Source organism: Prevotella multiformis, assembly GCF_018127985.1.
Classification (GTDB): Bacteria; Bacteroidota; Bacteroidia; order Bacteroidales; family Bacteroidaceae; genus Prevotella; species Prevotella multiformis.
The window spans coordinates 1,246,989-1,260,736 of the sequence record NZ_CP072358.1 but is presented as its reverse complement, the minus strand read 5'-3'; the positions used below and the strand labels follow the sequence as shown (position 1 = coordinate 1,260,736).

At 46.1% G+C, this 13,748-nt stretch carries 11 protein-coding genes, 1 tRNA gene and 2 pseudogenes; 6 read left to right on the top strand and 8 right to left on the bottom strand.

Features of this window, described 5'->3' with window-relative positions:
* Window positions 1-226: 226 nt before the first annotated feature.
* Window positions 227-859, top strand: coding sequence for a hypothetical protein (locus J4864_RS11195; protein WP_211814921.1), 633 nt, complete (start codon window positions 227-229; stop codon window positions 857-859).
* A gap of 159 nt (window positions 860-1,018) precedes the next feature.
* On the opposite strand, the gene J4864_RS11190 is transcribed toward J4864_RS11195, so the two are convergent.
* Window positions 1,019-1,393: a RidA family protein gene (locus J4864_RS11190; RefSeq protein ID WP_004351529.1), complete on the bottom strand. Its 375-nt coding sequence runs from the start codon at window positions 1,391-1,393 to the stop codon at window positions 1,019-1,021.
* A gap of 282 nt (window positions 1,394-1,675) precedes the next feature.
* On the opposite strand from J4864_RS11190, the gene J4864_RS11185 reads away from it, so the two are divergent.
* The 3 genes from J4864_RS11185 to J4864_RS11175 all read left to right on the top strand — a co-directional run bounded on the left by J4864_RS11185 (window position 1,676) and on the right by J4864_RS11175 (window position 3,580).
* Window positions 1,676-2,857 carry a phosphoribosylaminoimidazolecarboxamide formyltransferase gene (locus J4864_RS11185; protein ID WP_211814920.1) on the top strand — a complete coding sequence of 394 codons (1,182 nt, stop codon included), beginning with the start codon at window positions 1,676-1,678 and terminating at the stop codon, window positions 2,855-2,857.
* Window positions 2,858-3,001: 144 nt separating this feature from the next.
* Entirely contained in the window at window positions 3,002-3,361 is a 360-nt protein-coding gene (locus J4864_RS11180; protein WP_007366639.1) for a four helix bundle protein, read from the top strand.
* Between the two features lie 33 nt (window positions 3,362-3,394).
* Window positions 3,395-3,580 carry a hypothetical protein gene (locus J4864_RS11175; RefSeq protein ID WP_004351520.1) on the top strand — a complete coding sequence of 62 codons (186 nt, stop codon included), beginning with the start codon at window positions 3,395-3,397 and terminating at the stop codon, window positions 3,578-3,580.
* Window positions 3,581-4,920: 1,340 nt separating this feature from the next.
* On the opposite strand, the gene J4864_RS11170 is transcribed toward J4864_RS11175, so the two are convergent.
* Window positions 4,921-5,748: a CPBP family intramembrane glutamic endopeptidase gene (locus J4864_RS11170; protein WP_211814919.1), complete on the bottom strand. Its 828-nt coding sequence runs from the start codon at window positions 5,746-5,748 to the stop codon at window positions 4,921-4,923.
* Between the two features lie 49 nt (window positions 5,749-5,797).
* Window positions 5,798-6,852: pseudogene (gene ribF / locus J4864_RS11165) on the bottom strand (riboflavin biosynthesis protein RibF).
* Window positions 6,853-7,096: 244 nt separating this feature from the next.
* Here ribF and J4864_RS11160 point away from each other — a divergent pair.
* Window positions 7,097-7,170: transfer RNA gene (locus J4864_RS11160), tRNA-Ile, on the top strand.
* 338 nt (window positions 7,171-7,508) lie between these two features.
* On the opposite strand, the gene J4864_RS11155 is transcribed toward J4864_RS11160, so the two are convergent.
* The 4 genes from J4864_RS11155 to J4864_RS11140 all read right to left on the bottom strand — a co-directional run bounded on the left by J4864_RS11155 (window position 7,509) and on the right by J4864_RS11140 (window position 10,886).
* On the bottom strand, window positions 7,509-9,170 hold the full coding sequence (locus J4864_RS11155) for an IS1182 family transposase (protein ID WP_211814387.1): 1,662 nt from the start codon (window positions 9,168-9,170) through the stop codon (window positions 7,509-7,511).
* Window positions 9,171-9,315: 145 nt separating this feature from the next.
* Window positions 9,316-9,735, bottom strand: coding sequence for a hypothetical protein (locus tag J4864_RS11150; RefSeq protein ID WP_211814918.1), 420 nt, complete (start codon window positions 9,733-9,735; stop codon window positions 9,316-9,318).
* Between the two features lie 111 nt (window positions 9,736-9,846).
* Window positions 9,847-10,302, bottom strand: coding sequence for a transposase (locus J4864_RS11145; RefSeq protein ID WP_246479472.1), 456 nt, complete (start codon window positions 10,300-10,302; stop codon window positions 9,847-9,849).
* A gap of 140 nt (window positions 10,303-10,442) precedes the next feature.
* Window positions 10,443-10,886 carry a helix-turn-helix domain-containing protein gene (locus J4864_RS11140; protein WP_246479470.1) on the bottom strand — a complete coding sequence of 148 codons (444 nt, stop codon included), beginning with the start codon at window positions 10,884-10,886 and terminating at the stop codon, window positions 10,443-10,445.
* A gap of 292 nt (window positions 10,887-11,178) precedes the next feature.
* On the opposite strand from J4864_RS11140, the pseudogene J4864_RS11135 reads away from it, so the two are divergent.
* Window positions 11,179-12,423 (top strand): annotated as a pseudogene (locus tag J4864_RS11135) (IS1380 family transposase).
* Between the two features lie 349 nt (window positions 12,424-12,772).
* Here the strand turns inward: J4864_RS11135 and J4864_RS11130 are convergent.
* Window positions 12,773-12,973: a hypothetical protein gene (locus J4864_RS11130; RefSeq protein WP_048799179.1), complete on the bottom strand. Its 201-nt coding sequence runs from the start codon at window positions 12,971-12,973 to the stop codon at window positions 12,773-12,775.
* Window positions 12,974-13,748 lie beyond the last annotated feature (775 nt).

Below are 13,748 nucleotides of genomic sequence, written 5' to 3'. Positions count from 1 at the left end.
AAATAAGTTCTATACACAGAAAGCACAACAGAAAAGTCTTACCTTTGCAGCCCAAATGATGTTTTCAGTCCCATTTCGTAAAAGACATCTGTCTATTTACGGACAGTAAAACAAACCTGATAACGGTCATCATTATTAAGAGAGGAATTATCTGAGTTGCTGATTTTTATATTCAATCAGGAAAAGAGAAATATCTGAGTATTAATTTTAATATCAAACAAGAAGTATGAAGAAAGTAAACATCAAGTCCATTCTGCTTTTATCCATGTTGTTTCTGCAGACTGTCACGCTAAAGGCACAAGACGATCTTACCAGGATTTACGGAGTATATGCCGGAACAGCCACGACAGAAATCGAAACAGCAGGTGGAAGCATGAAACAACCTGGTGAAAGGAAATTCCAAGTAGAGATTGTGAAAAGAGCTAATGACACGAAGCTGATATTAAAGGATTACAAATTAGGCAACTACGAATTTGAAGAGATTGTATTTGACAATTTCGATCAGTATTACCAACCGGAAAAGAAAGGCTGGAACTTCTTCACCGATCCCCTTTCAGGTAAATATTTCAGGACAAAAGACAACATTTACACCATACAGCTATGGGGGAATCCCATTGATGACTACTGCTTTGTCTACGAAAACGGGACCATGGATTTCACTTTTGAAATCTACACAAACCCTGAAAGGAAAGTAAAGCATGTTTTCAAAGGGAAAAAGTTAGGTACGAGCGGTATCAATTCCTTATCAGCCAAATACGACAAGGATGTAATATACAATCTGCATGGGCACCGGACACAAAGGGCGCAGAAAGGATTGTACATTGTCAATGGCAAGAAAGTACTGCTGAATAACAAATAACAGAGCGAAGAAGGCAGCACAGTCTGTAGCAGACACAGCGTAATTCTCCGGAATCTTTCTCCGATACTGACTATTACAAGAAGAAATCCCTTTATAATGGAGTTCCACTTATGTACCTCCATTATAAAGGGATTCTTTTTCCCGGTAGAAGCCAGCGGTCTATTTCACCGCAATACACTCCACTTCTACCAATGCGCCCTTGGGCAGATCCTTGACGGCAAAGGCCGAGCGGGCAGGATAAGGCTGCTGGAAAAACTCGGCATAGACTTCATTCATTGCAGCAAAGTTGTTCATGTCGGAGAGAAAGACAGTTGTCTTTACGACGTGGGAAAGGTCCACACCCGCTGATGCCAGTACATTGCGTGCATTGGTGAGCGACTGGCGGGTCTGTTCCTTCACACCGCCTTCAGCAAAGGCATTGGTAGCCGGATCGATGGGAAGCTGACCTGATGCGAAGATGAAACCGTTGGCTTCGACAGCCTGACTGTAAGGACCTACTGCCGCAGGAGCCTTGTCTGTGTGTAATGCGTGCATATCTTTAAGAATTTAAAGGAGTTAAAGGAGTTACAGGGAGCCGGGCCGACGGCGAGACACCCCCTATACGCTCCAATGTTCATTTCTATTCGAGTGTAAAAGTACTGCTTTTCTTCAAAAGAAACAAACCTATACCGCTAATTTACTTAAAAACAACGAACGTGCCATCATATTCCATTATTTTTCCTCTAAAGAAAAAGCACTTTCTTTATCCAACTGGCTTATAAATCACAGTTTTTATGTAAATTTGCACTACTCAATTACATATACCACATAAGTTATATGAAAGAATTAGCTCTCAAGTACGGATGCAATCCGAACCAGAAGCCTTCACGCATCTACATGGAAGAAGGCGAACTTCCCCTCACAGTGCTCAGTGGCCGTCCGGGCTACATCAACTTCCTCGACGCACTCAACAGCTGGCAGCTTGTAAAGGAGCTGAAGGCTGCAACCGGTCTGCCTGCCGCAGCCTCGTTCAAGCACGTCAGTCCGGCCGGGGCTGCTGTCGGTCTGCCTCTCAGCGACACGCTGAAGAAGATTTACTTCGTCGATGATGTCGACTTTGAGCTTACGCCGCTTGCCAGTGCATACGCCCGTGCCCGCGGTGCCGACCGTATGTGCTCCTACGGAGACTTCTGCGCCCTCAGCGACACCTGCGACAAGGAGACGGCACTGCTCATCAAGCGTGAAGTCAGCGACGGTGTGATTGCACCTGACTATACACCTGAAGCCTTGGAAATTCTGAAGGCCAAGCGCAAGGGCAACTACAACGTGATAAAGATTGACCCGGCTTATATCCCGGCACCTGTTGAACATAAGCAGGTGTTCGGCATCACTTTCGAACAGGGGCGCAATGGGGTGAAGCTCAACGACCCTGCACTCTTCGGGAATGTCCCGACAAAGAACAAGACCTTTACCGAGGCGGCTAAGCGTGACCTTATCATATCGCTCATTACACTGAAGTACACACAGAGCAACTCCGTCTGCTACGTGAAAGACGGACAGGCCATCGGCATCGGCGCCGGACAACAGAGCCGCATCCACTGTACACGCCTGGCAGGCAGCAAGGCTGACGAATGGTGGTTGCGCCAGTGCCCGAAGGTGATGAACCTGCCGTTCAAGAAAGGCATCCGCCGTGCCGACCGTGACAACACCATCAACGTTTACATTTCTGACGAGTATGAAGATGTGCTGCAAGATGGCGTATGGCAACAGTTCTTCACGGAATGTCCAGAGCCTCTGACACGTGAGGAACGCAAGGAGTGGATTGCCAAGAATACGGGTGTCACACTCGGTTCTGACGCTTTCTTCCCATTCGGCGACAACATTGAGCGTGCGCACAAGAGCGGCGTGGAATATATTGCACAGGCAGGCGGCAGCATACGTGACGACCATGTCATTGATACCTGCGACAAATACAACATCGCAATGGCATTTACAGGCATCCGCTTATTCCACCACTGATAGGTTTGAGATTTGAGGTTTGAGGTTTGAGATTTGAGGTTTATGCCTACGGGATAATGCAGGCTCAATTTTCAGACCTCAAACCTCAAATCTCAAACCTCAATCCTCAAATCTCAAACCTCAATCCTCAAACCTCAAATCAATATGGAAATAGAAAATGACATATACGTTTTATCCAAGGCTTTTGCTTTAAGGATAATCCATCTATATAGATATTTAACCAATGAGAAAAGAGAAAATGTAATATCAAAACAATTACTTCGTTCCGGAACAAGTATCGGGGCAAACGTACATGAAGCGAAGAATGCACAAAGCAGGGCTGATTTCTCCTCTAAAATGAACATCGCTTTGAAAGAAGCTACAGAATCTGAATATTGGATTGACTTACTGAAAGAAGCAACATTCATTTCTAAAGAGGCATACGAATCACTATATGCGGACTGCAGCCGAGTTAAGGCAGTACTCGTTAAAATTGTCAAAGCAACGAAAATTCCGAAAGAATAAACCTCAATTCTCAAACCTCAAACCTCAAACCTCATGGATGATTTTCAAAGTATATTAGAGAATGGCATCAGCTTCAAGGGATCATCAGGACCGAAAAAGGAAGATGACAAAGTGAAGACCAAAGCCAAGAAGAAGAAGTATATTACCGGGGCACACGGTTCCGGCAGTGCAAAGCAGAAAGCTAAATACCGCCAGCAACGTGCCAACCGGCACAAATAGAACCCGTTTCCCCACATTGGAAGTCCGGGAGTACAAGCCATGGACAGGAAAATGTGGCTCTGTACTGACAGCGACCTGACAGCTTCCAATCTGCAAGTTGAGATTCTCTGAAAGAAAGGGAAAGCCCATTTCTCCACTCACAAATGAGTTTTGAAATGGGCTTTTCCTGTTGTCTCGTTGTAAACTGTAAGGCATTCGAGCAACTCCTATAGGGTGCGCTATCAAAAAACGGTTACGGATAAGCAGTGCTATCGCTAATCCCCCACCCTTCCCTCACCTCATTATGACATAGAACAATACCACGGCCACAAGCAGTAGCCTTTCCGTCCAATATTGAAAGATGGGAAAGACGGGGGCTTCCGTTAAATACATAGATAGGAAATAGAATAAAGGCTTATACACTTGCAGGGTATGACCGTCAAGAATCAGAGGGGCTTCAAAGGAGGATAAACTACAAGATAAAAGCAAAAACGCAAATTGATACGATGCCTGTCCATCAGCACGTCATTCCGTCTTCTACAACCAACTTATTCCCACATCATCGGTGTTTGTAAACCATTTTCATGCAACCCAAGCTGACACATGCCCTTCTGGCTTCTGAATGATGCCTGATTGACTTGCAACAGGTGCTCTTTTAGCGTGTTACCAACGCCCTTTTGAAGCACAATCGAGCACCTTTTCCAAACGGCTTGATAACCAACTGATTTACTGCCGGTTGCAAACTTGCTTTTTGCACGTGTTTTCTTTATTTGCAGATGATTGATTTGAAATTATGTAATGGTTTTTCAGAACCTTGTCTGTATTTCAACGTATTAAAACGAAAAGGCCTTTGTATCGGAGGATGAGAACAGGATAGACAGCTGACGGCCTCGGCTATGTTTTTGTTGAATGAATCACTTCGGCTCTTCCGTTAAGCTATACGAAAAGCATACACGCATTTAACGGAAGAACCCAAAAATGGTTATGGCTAAGCAGTCCTATCGCTAATCACCGCCTTTCCTAACGTCATTATGATATACAACAATACTCCGCCACAAAGCAGTACCCTTTTCGTCCAGTATTGAAAGATGGGAAAAGACGGGCAGCAGCATATCCCCCCTGAAACAGCCAGGGCGAAGAGGAAACAACCAACAAAAGACCATCTTCAAGACTCCATCCGTTCAAAAGACCCGTTGCTGATTCTCAACAAGCTGTATCTCCTATTGTCCCCTTACAGAGAAGTTCTGCCGAGAGACTCCGAAGAATGGCTTTAAGGCTCAAAAAACACATCCGTTATCGGAAGATTTTATAGAATGCGACAGTCGGTGTGTCGAGGATCCAGTTCTGTCATTCCAGCTTTTTCATCTTTTCACTTTCTTCATCCGCATTCCCAGCTGGAAGAGTGATGGTATGAGGATGCAGAGCGAGAAGAACAGTCCGCCGTACATCATCCGCTCGCTGCCATGGAAGAGGTCGATGAGTTTTCCGTCATTCATCTGCGGCATGAAATTGAACATCAGGTAGGCCACGGTGTTGTTGACCCAGTGGAACAGAACTCCCGGGAGAATGCTGCCCGTGCAGTAATACATCCAGCCCAGCAGCAGACCGACCAGAAAGGCGTGCGTGCCCTGTGCCAGGTTCTGGTGGATGGCGCCGAAGACGAGGGCGGAGAACACGATGGCTGCCCAGTGGGCTCTGCTGCCAAAGATGTCCAGCAGCGTGCGCAGCACTGCTCCGCGGAACACGACCTCCTCGGCTATCGGAGCCATGATGCCCAGGGCGAGATAGCCCCAGGAGGTTCTCATGATGCTTTCGAACAGCTGCTGTGTCTGCGAGGGGAGGGTCAGATTGATTTTCTCTGCCATGAACTCCATCGGGAGTATCGAGCCTGCCGCCAGCAGGAATGCCCAGAAAAGGACACCCCAGGGGCGCGACCTGAGGTAGGTGCGCGACACCGATGCCCATCCGGAACGGGTGAAGAGGGCGAAGGTGAGCAGGCTGCTGATGACAGTGGTGACGGCAACGGCCGTTCCGCTGCTGTCCTCGTTCATGGCGGTACGGAACGGTATGTCCCGGACAATGGCAATGCATCCTGCCGACAGGTACCGTGACAGGAACTGCAGCAGTACGAAGACTGCGACGAACAGGATGATGTAAAGGACGTTTGTCCACGTGTCTTTATGCTTCATATTTCTCTCTTTTCCTTGATGATGATCACTTTGTTCTTCTGCGGGCTGCCTACAGTCGGGCTTCCATCTGCTGCTGCCGGATCTGTCCGGCATCGAACAGGTGGTTGATAGCTTCCCGGTCCTGTTCCAGCTGGTGTGCCAGGGCTTCCAGCGACCCGAACCTCCGCTCGCCTCGGATTTTGGCAATGAAGCTGACAGCCAGCGGCTTGTCGTAGAGGTCGCCGTCGAAGTGGAAGATGTTCACCTCCATCGACATCGCCTTGCCGTTGAATGTGGGACGTGTGCCGATGTTCATCATGCCCCGCCTCCACTCTGAGGAATCCTTCTGCCGTACGGCTACGGCATAGACACCTGCTGCCGGGATGAGCTGGCGGCAGGCTGCCATATTGAGGTTGGCGGTAGGAAATCCCAGCCGGTGTCCGTTCCCGTAACCGCGTACGATGGTGCTCTCTATCGTATAGGCATAGCCCAGCAGGTGGTTGGCTGATGCGATGTCGCCCCGGCGTATGCGGTCTCTGATGACCGACGAGCTGACCTTCTCTCCCCCGGGAGGAAAGCATCGGCACGGACAACCCCGATGCCCAGTGCCTGTCCATAGCGCACGTAGTCGTCGAAGCCCTCCGCACGGTCGTGTCCGAAGCGGTTGTCGTAGCCGATCAGAAGCTTCCGCACGTTCAGCTGCCGGCGGAGCACCTCGTCCATGAACCGGCGGGCAGGGAGGGCGGCCAGCGACCTGTCGAAATGCAGTACGAGGGTGTTGTCGACCTGTGTTTCCGAAAGCAGCTGCAGTTTCCTCTCGAGCGTCGTCAGCAGCTCCGGCTGATAGTCAGCCTGCAACACCTGTCGTGGATGGCGGTCGAAGGTGATTACGGCCGATGCCATTCCCGACCGTCGTGCCTCGTCGACGACACGTCCGATCAGGAACCGGTGTCCCCGGTGTACCCCGTCGAAGAATCCGATGGTAGCCGCCAATGCCGGCAGCTCCGGCCTCTCACCCTCTTTGATGTATATGATGTTCAATTCCGGTTGTCTGTAAATCTGTTTTCTGTTCCCGTCTGTTCCTGTATGCTGTCCATCCGTTATGTCCATCCGTGCCGGAGGCATATCATATACGCCCTTGATCCGGACATACCTGATAGTCCGCTTCTGCAGACCCGTCTGGATGAAGCGTCATAGGATGCCCGTTGCTGTCTCCGGTCGGCCGGGAAGTTTGCTGCAAAGGTACTCCAAATCGGCGTAAAAGCCCTCCTGTCCCGCTCAAAATGTGTTAAAACCTTAAAATTCCTTACCTTCCTTTCCCCTGTTTCCATTTTATTGATTACCTTTGCAGCCGAATTAATATAATCCCGGACTTGTAGCTCAGTTGGTTAGAGCAACAGACTCATAATCTGGAGGTCCCTGGTTCAAGCCCAGGCTGGTCCACGCTGAAAATCAGTAACTTAGAAGAAATTCAAGTTGCTGATTTTTCTTTTCGGGAAAACAATGGGAAAACACAGCAATTTTGAAAACTCCATGATTTTTTGATAAACTTGGCATCGTATCAGCACAAGTAAAACATGTAAACGGGGTCTCGCAGAGTATCAAAATTGCGATGGGAAAACAGTTGGGAAAACATTTTTTCCATCTTCTTAGTCTTTTCACTCCATATTTCTGTCCACACATCATGTCCCCTATCATTTGGAGGGTGTGTCAAAATTGATACATCCTCTTTTTTATTCTTCCTTTACCTTGTCTACCATATAATTCATTATTTACTGCAGCTATGCTGCTAATTTCATATAAAATGATTTATTGGGCTTTAAATAACCTATATAAACTTGTATAAAGCATCTGAAGGTGACTAAAAGTACCTCCATAACGGCTTTTAGTTCCTTTAGATTGGTTTTTCTACACATTTTCCCTATGTTAAAGGCAATAGCGAAGAAGGCAAAGTCCATATTGACCTTGTCTTTGCCAAAATGCCTAAACCTCTTGTAGGCTTTATTATATTTTGTTTGTCCAAAAACAGCTTCTGGTTCTATGCACCTTCGTCCTCGATGCTTGATGCCTTCTTCCGAGGTCAGTAGTTCCCGTGCCTTTTGCTTATATTGCTGTAGTTGGTGGTTTACTTCTATAATTCTGTTCCCTCTTGCCTTAAAACATGAGCCTCTCAACGGACAACCATCACAGCGTTCTGCCTGATAACGTACGCTGTAAGTAACGAATCCATTAGAGGTTAGGGAACGCTTCATACCTATACGCTTCATATGCTGTCCCATAGGGCAGACGTAGAAATCCTGTTCCTTATTATAATAAAGGCTTGCGGGACTGAATGGGTCAGGTGTGTAGCGTGGACGCTGCTCTTTATGGAAGCAGTTATACTTCACATAGGCTTCCATATTGTGTACGTCCATGAACAGATAGTTCTCCTCGGAGCCATACCCCGAATCGGCTACGACTGTCTTGGTATAACGATGATAGCGTGATTTGAAAGACTCCAAGAAAGAAGGTAGTGTGAGTGTATCGGTACGATTGGCATAGAGTGCAAAGTCGGTGATGAACTGGTTCTCCGTTGCTATCTGCAGATTATATCCAGGCTTAGTCTGTCCGTTCCGCATAGCGTCCTCCTTCATGTGCATAAACGTGGCATCAGGGTCGGTCTTGCTGTAGGAGTTTCTCTCTCCCATAATCTCAAGGTGTTGGTCATACTCCTGGAGTTTATTACGTTTCTTCTCAAGTTCTTTAAGCTGTTTTTTCTTGGTTCTAACAGTCTGCTTCTCTTCTTTAGTCTTAGGCTCAGGGGCTGATTCCAAAGACTTGTTCAATTCCTCGGATATCTCATCGAGCAGAGCTGCCGTAAACTCGACACCTTCTGTCTTAGCGGCATTGTCCTGCGCTATGACATCATCAACCTGAAGCAGGAGTGTGCGTATTTGTTCCTGCAACTTGGCGCGGTTCTTTTCCACGGTTCTCTTCCAAACGAAGGTATACTTGTTGGCTTTCGATTCTATTTTTGTGCCGTCAATATATTCAACGTCAAGACTTATCAAACCTTTGGCTGCAAGTACTAATACCACTTGTGTGAAGATATTGTTGATTTCCTTTTTCACACGATTACGAAAACGATTGATGGTAATAAAATCAGGCAGCTCATATCCTGCCAGATAGATGAAATGAATGTCACGCTTGAGAAGCGACTCTATACGACGGCAGGAATAGATATTATTCATATAGGCGTAAAGAATCACCTTGAGCATCATTTGTGGATGATAAGGTTTGCGACCACTGGGCTTATAAAGCTTGTAGACATTATCCAACATAAGATTATCCACCAAGGCGTCTAAAAGACGAACAGGGGCATCTTCTGCGATATCCTTATCGATTCTTTGAGGAAAAAGAATCATTTTCTTGTGTATGTAAGAACGAAAGTGTACCTTTGTCATAATGAGATTTTTTGTATGCCTAAAGGTACAAAAACTTTAGGAAATAGCAAAGCCCTGGCTTGAGAAAGTCGGGGCTTTGTGCATAAAAAAGAGGATGTGTACATTTTGACACACCCTCTTATTTATTGCAATATCTCTAACAATATTAATTGTTAACAAACTTGATGCGTTTGTTACAGTCATCAATCTTTGCCTGAAACTTAGCAATCTTCTTTTCCATCTTTCTTAAAGTCTTTTGACTCTTAGCCAACTTCTTGTTGATAGACTTAGCTTCCTTCAGACGCTTGATAGTGGTCTTTGCATCCTTAACAGTGTTTGATGCGTTGGTTGTGTTGAATTCTGTTGTTGCTATATTTGCTTCAACATTGATGTCAGCAGCTTTCTTGCTGAGTTCGACATTGTTTGCCTTCTCTTTTTCGTAATCTAACTGCAGTTTGTTTAACTCTGTAGTCATCTTGAGCACCTTCCGATGTTCTTTCAGAGTGTCAATCTTTTCACTATTTAAAGAAGAGGCACAAGATACAAAAGACAACGTTATTAATCCTAAAAAAAATAATTTCTTCATACTTATATTCTATTTAAATTAATTGTGCAAATGTATATAAAATATTGTTTATATGCAAAAGATAATATGTAAAATCTTTCCTTTTAAGTAGGTCGTAAGAATTAATTTATACTAAGCTGCATGGGTAAAACTGATTTTGAGTCCAGATCCGATTGCCGCCAAGGCTCTGTTTGTGGCATAGAGCAGGGTGTCTGTGTAGAGATAATCCACAGGTCTGAGCCACTTCCCCTTGAGGATGCGCCAAAGAGTCTCGGCAATATTGAGATGCGGGCTATAAGGAGGGGAAAGAAAAGGAACAGCCCCCCGCTTCTCCCATACGGGGCGAAGTTCCCGCATAAGCCTGCACCTGTGTACACTTGCGTTGTCAAGGACCACGAAGGTCCTTCTGCTGATACGGAGCGACATACGGTCAAGAAAGTCAGCGACCTTGTCTGCGGTCATGTTCTCTGTCGTAGTGAATCCCTCATATCTGTTCCTGCGGTCTATCATGCCGAATATATTGAGCCGGAGACCTCTTTCAGAGGGGATGCAGACATCTTCACCGCGGAACTGCCAGCCGTATGGCACATATCCACCCGTGCAGACATGACTCTCATCACCATAGTAAAGGTCTATGAGACCGTCCTTCTCCTGTTGTACGAGTTTCTGCAGCTTCTCGCTCTTGTAGGCATAGAGCTGCGGCGAGGGTCTCCCCTTGGGACGTTTCCTTATACGTCTGTATCTCGCGCCAATGCGGATAAAAAAGCCCGGAAGGTACTTTCGCTCGCTTTCTTGCCGGAGGCCTGCTGCCAGGCTTCCTTCGCTTTCTTCACGCTCTGCCTGTCGTTCTCGATGGCCCTGCGTACCGCATCCTCGTCAGAACTATCCATTATCGGCTTCCGACCCCGCCCGGGACGTGTAGCCAGACCCTTGACACCTTCACACTCGAACCGTCTCACCCATGAGTTCACCGATATGTGTGTCATTTCTGTCTGAATCCCGACTTCTTTTGATGTCAGACCGTTGGATTTCAACAGTATGGCACGGCAACGCATACGGAAGGAATGGCTTTTGCCACGGCGGAAGCCCTCCTCCAACTGAAGACGCTCTTTGTCTGTCAGTTCTATAATCTTGATCTTTCCGATAGTTGTACTTCTTTTATATGTTCGCACAAAGGTACGCAAAAAATATGATATAAAGTGTTTTTCAACATCTACTTAAAACACATAGACACAGCCGTCAGAAGGGTTGAAGTCATTACCACGTACGAATTGACATAAGCGGAGGATTCCCTGACGCATATCAACAGGAGTACAACAAACACGATAAACATTTGTTTCGTTGAGTGCAAACATATTTTTTTGCACAAAGGTAGGAAACAAAACATATCGGAAAAAGACGGCGAATATTGGATGCTTACTAAAAAACGAGAACATAACCCCTTATGGCGGTATTTTTTATGTAATGGACGAATTTAAGTGCACGGGGGTAGACAGGTTGGTGGATAGCCGTCTGAATACCCGCTGTCAGAACTATGGTTATCAGTACAGTGACATCATGCTTGCATTGTTCTGCATTTATCTCTGTGGTGGTGATCATATAGAAGATATCACTGCCATTTTGAAGAAATATCTGAGCACTGCACCTGACGCTAAAATACCCAGTTCTGACACTATTGCGCGAGGATTGAAGGAATTGCGCAGCACGAGTATAGCCTATACAAGCCAGAAAGGGGGTGTTTATATGCATGATCCTGCCATGAAACTCAACTCCCTCCTACTGGAAATGACCCTCTTACTCGGTCTTTTGAAAAGAGGACAGGGCATTGATGTTGACTTTGATAATGAGTTCATCCCTGCCGAGAAGAACGATGCACCGTACTCTTACAAGAAAAAACGTGGCTATTTCCCTGGCGTAATGACTTCTGGTCCGTTAATTATAGGTATCGAGAACAGGCAGGGTAACTCCAATGTGAAGTTCGAGCAGGTGGAAGAACTCACGCATATGTTTGACAACATAGAGGCACACGGGTTACACATCCGTACATTCCGTGCTGACTGCGGCTTGTTCATTAAGGAACTTGTCGAAGAACTGACCCTGCGTACAGAGACTTTCTACCTCCGTGCTGGCAGCTGTGCATGGCGCAGAGGGATGTATGAACAATGCACGGAATGGAGGCGTACGGTGGCAAACGGACAAGAGATGGACGTTGCTTCATTTGAGTTTGCCGATTTCCTTTCTGACTGGCATCTACGCCTTGTCGTGCAGCGCACAGAAATGGATACAGCACAGGGAGAACAGTTCCTGCCAGGTATGCAGTATATATACCGTGCCATACTGACCAACGACCATGACAGCACTGAAGAACAGGTTGTTGACAAGTATAACCAGCGAGGAGCATGCGAAAAGAACTTTGATGTGCAGAACAGCGACTTCGGATGGGCTCACCTTCCTTTCTCAATGATGGAGGACAATACGGTGTTCCTACTTTTCACTGCCATGCTGAAGAATTTTTACCAGTACCTGCTAACTGGAATCAGTCGCGTCTTCCCAGGTGTTGACATGAAAAGTCGACTGAAACGCTTTATCTTTTCCTTCATTGTAGTACCTGCAAAATGAGTTCAGGTAGCCAGGCAATGGACACTAAATATCTACACGAAAGATAGGTGGCTGCATTATTGGTCAATCTTCAACTTAACGACACTATGAATCAAATATTTTCGAGGGTCAAGCATTAACTCCCCCCATGGGGGAAAGGGGGAATTATGTGCTTATGACAGACAAAAAGCCGCAAAAGGCCGTCTCTTTAACGAAAATGACATATTAAATGAACATTGACGACAATACAAAAAAAGGTTTAGTGAGGTTGCGGAATTAAGGATTTTCTTAATTCAAGTATTTTTAGTATCTTTACTTTATAAAACAACCATCATCCACTCCGAGTTTTGCCAATATGTTCCTTTGGCGACGTAAAATCAAGTAAACATTCTTTTCTCAAATAGATACGATCATTGAACTCACGTTAATTATTTCAAATACGTAATTATAGGGTGAATATCTAAAGAATAAGGGCGAGAATGCTTACGAGGGTAAGCACGTAGAGGACTATTGTCCAAAGGAGGCGGAGAACGTCTGCAATGATTTTCGCAAGCAAACCGATGACCACCCCGACCGCTCCAAAGACGATGCTTATAACGCTTGTGAGCATCAGGCGGAGGGTTGTGCGCAAGGCTCGGTGAATGTTGACTGACTTTTCCATTTTTGTTCGGGTTTTAATGTTTAATGCGGATCCAAGAGCTTGAGGGAGTTGAGTTTCACTACTTATCTGTCTCTCGTTTATCCGACATTTTTTATGCGTCTTCCTGTCACATCGGTCGTTTTCGTTTCAGGTGCCCCACAAAGGTAGGGATGAGCGAATGCAAGGTTTTTGAGGGAAAATACGACCCGGAGCAAAATGCGGTGGAGCGCAGGCGTGGAGATTTTCTCCAAAACCGAAGGCACCGACCTTGCAGTAGCGTAACATCCCGGAATTACCTTTGCGACTGAACGGGAACGACCAACGGATATGATGCGGTAAAGACTGCATCCAAATGGAGGTAAACGGCAAAGAGACAGATTCGGATGAAGATTGAAAATCTGTTTGCATGCCATATAATCAGATAAATAGAGAAACGTGTGATGAAGCGAGGCATGTAAAAACCACCTAAGAAGACAAAGACGGGAAAGGAAAGGTACGAAGTCTGCCTTTCGGCAGGCGTGTACTTTTCCTGCGGCTTTGTCAGATAAGTCGGAGATGTCGGAGATAGGCGGGTGAGAGATTTATCACCACCTGAATAGCTCCGACTTCTCCGACGACAAACAATGCGGCTTTTACAACCGCTTCCAAGAAAAGGAAAATATCGAAAGAGAAGTGCACTGAAAAATTGTCTTGCTGAAATCCGTACCTTAGAAAGTATAGCCGATACACAGAAATGTGGCAGGAAGCAGATTTGCCGAAGCTCTTTCGACAGACTGATCCCTGCCTCTTTTCGTCG

Coding starts and splice junctions, on each gene's coding strand:
- J4864_RS11195 (WP_211814921.1), top strand. CDS start 227: ATGAAGAAAGTAAACATCAAGTCCATTCTGCTTTTATCCATGTTGTTT.
- J4864_RS11190 (WP_004351529.1), bottom strand. CDS start 1,393: ATGCACGCATTACACACAGACAAGGCTCCTGCGGCAGTAGGTCCTTAC.
- J4864_RS11185 (WP_211814920.1), top strand. CDS start 1,676: ATGAAAGAATTAGCTCTCAAGTACGGATGCAATCCGAACCAGAAGCCT.
- J4864_RS11180 (WP_007366639.1), top strand. CDS start 3,002: ATGGAAATAGAAAATGACATATACGTTTTATCCAAGGCTTTTGCTTTA.
- J4864_RS11175 (WP_004351520.1), top strand. CDS start 3,395: ATGGATGATTTTCAAAGTATATTAGAGAATGGCATCAGCTTCAAGGGA.
- J4864_RS11170 (WP_211814919.1), bottom strand. CDS start 5,748: ATGAAGCATAAAGACACGTGGACAAACGTCCTTTACATCATCCTGTTC.
- J4864_RS11155 (WP_211814387.1), bottom strand. CDS start 9,170: ATGACAAAGGTACACTTTCGTTCTTACATACACAAGAAAATGATTCTT.
- J4864_RS11150 (WP_211814918.1), bottom strand. CDS start 9,735: ATGAAGAAATTATTTTTTTTAGGATTAATAACGTTGTCTTTTGTATCT.
- J4864_RS11130 (WP_048799179.1), bottom strand. CDS start 12,973: ATGGAAAAGTCAGTCAACATTCACCGAGCCTTGCGCACAACCCTCCGC.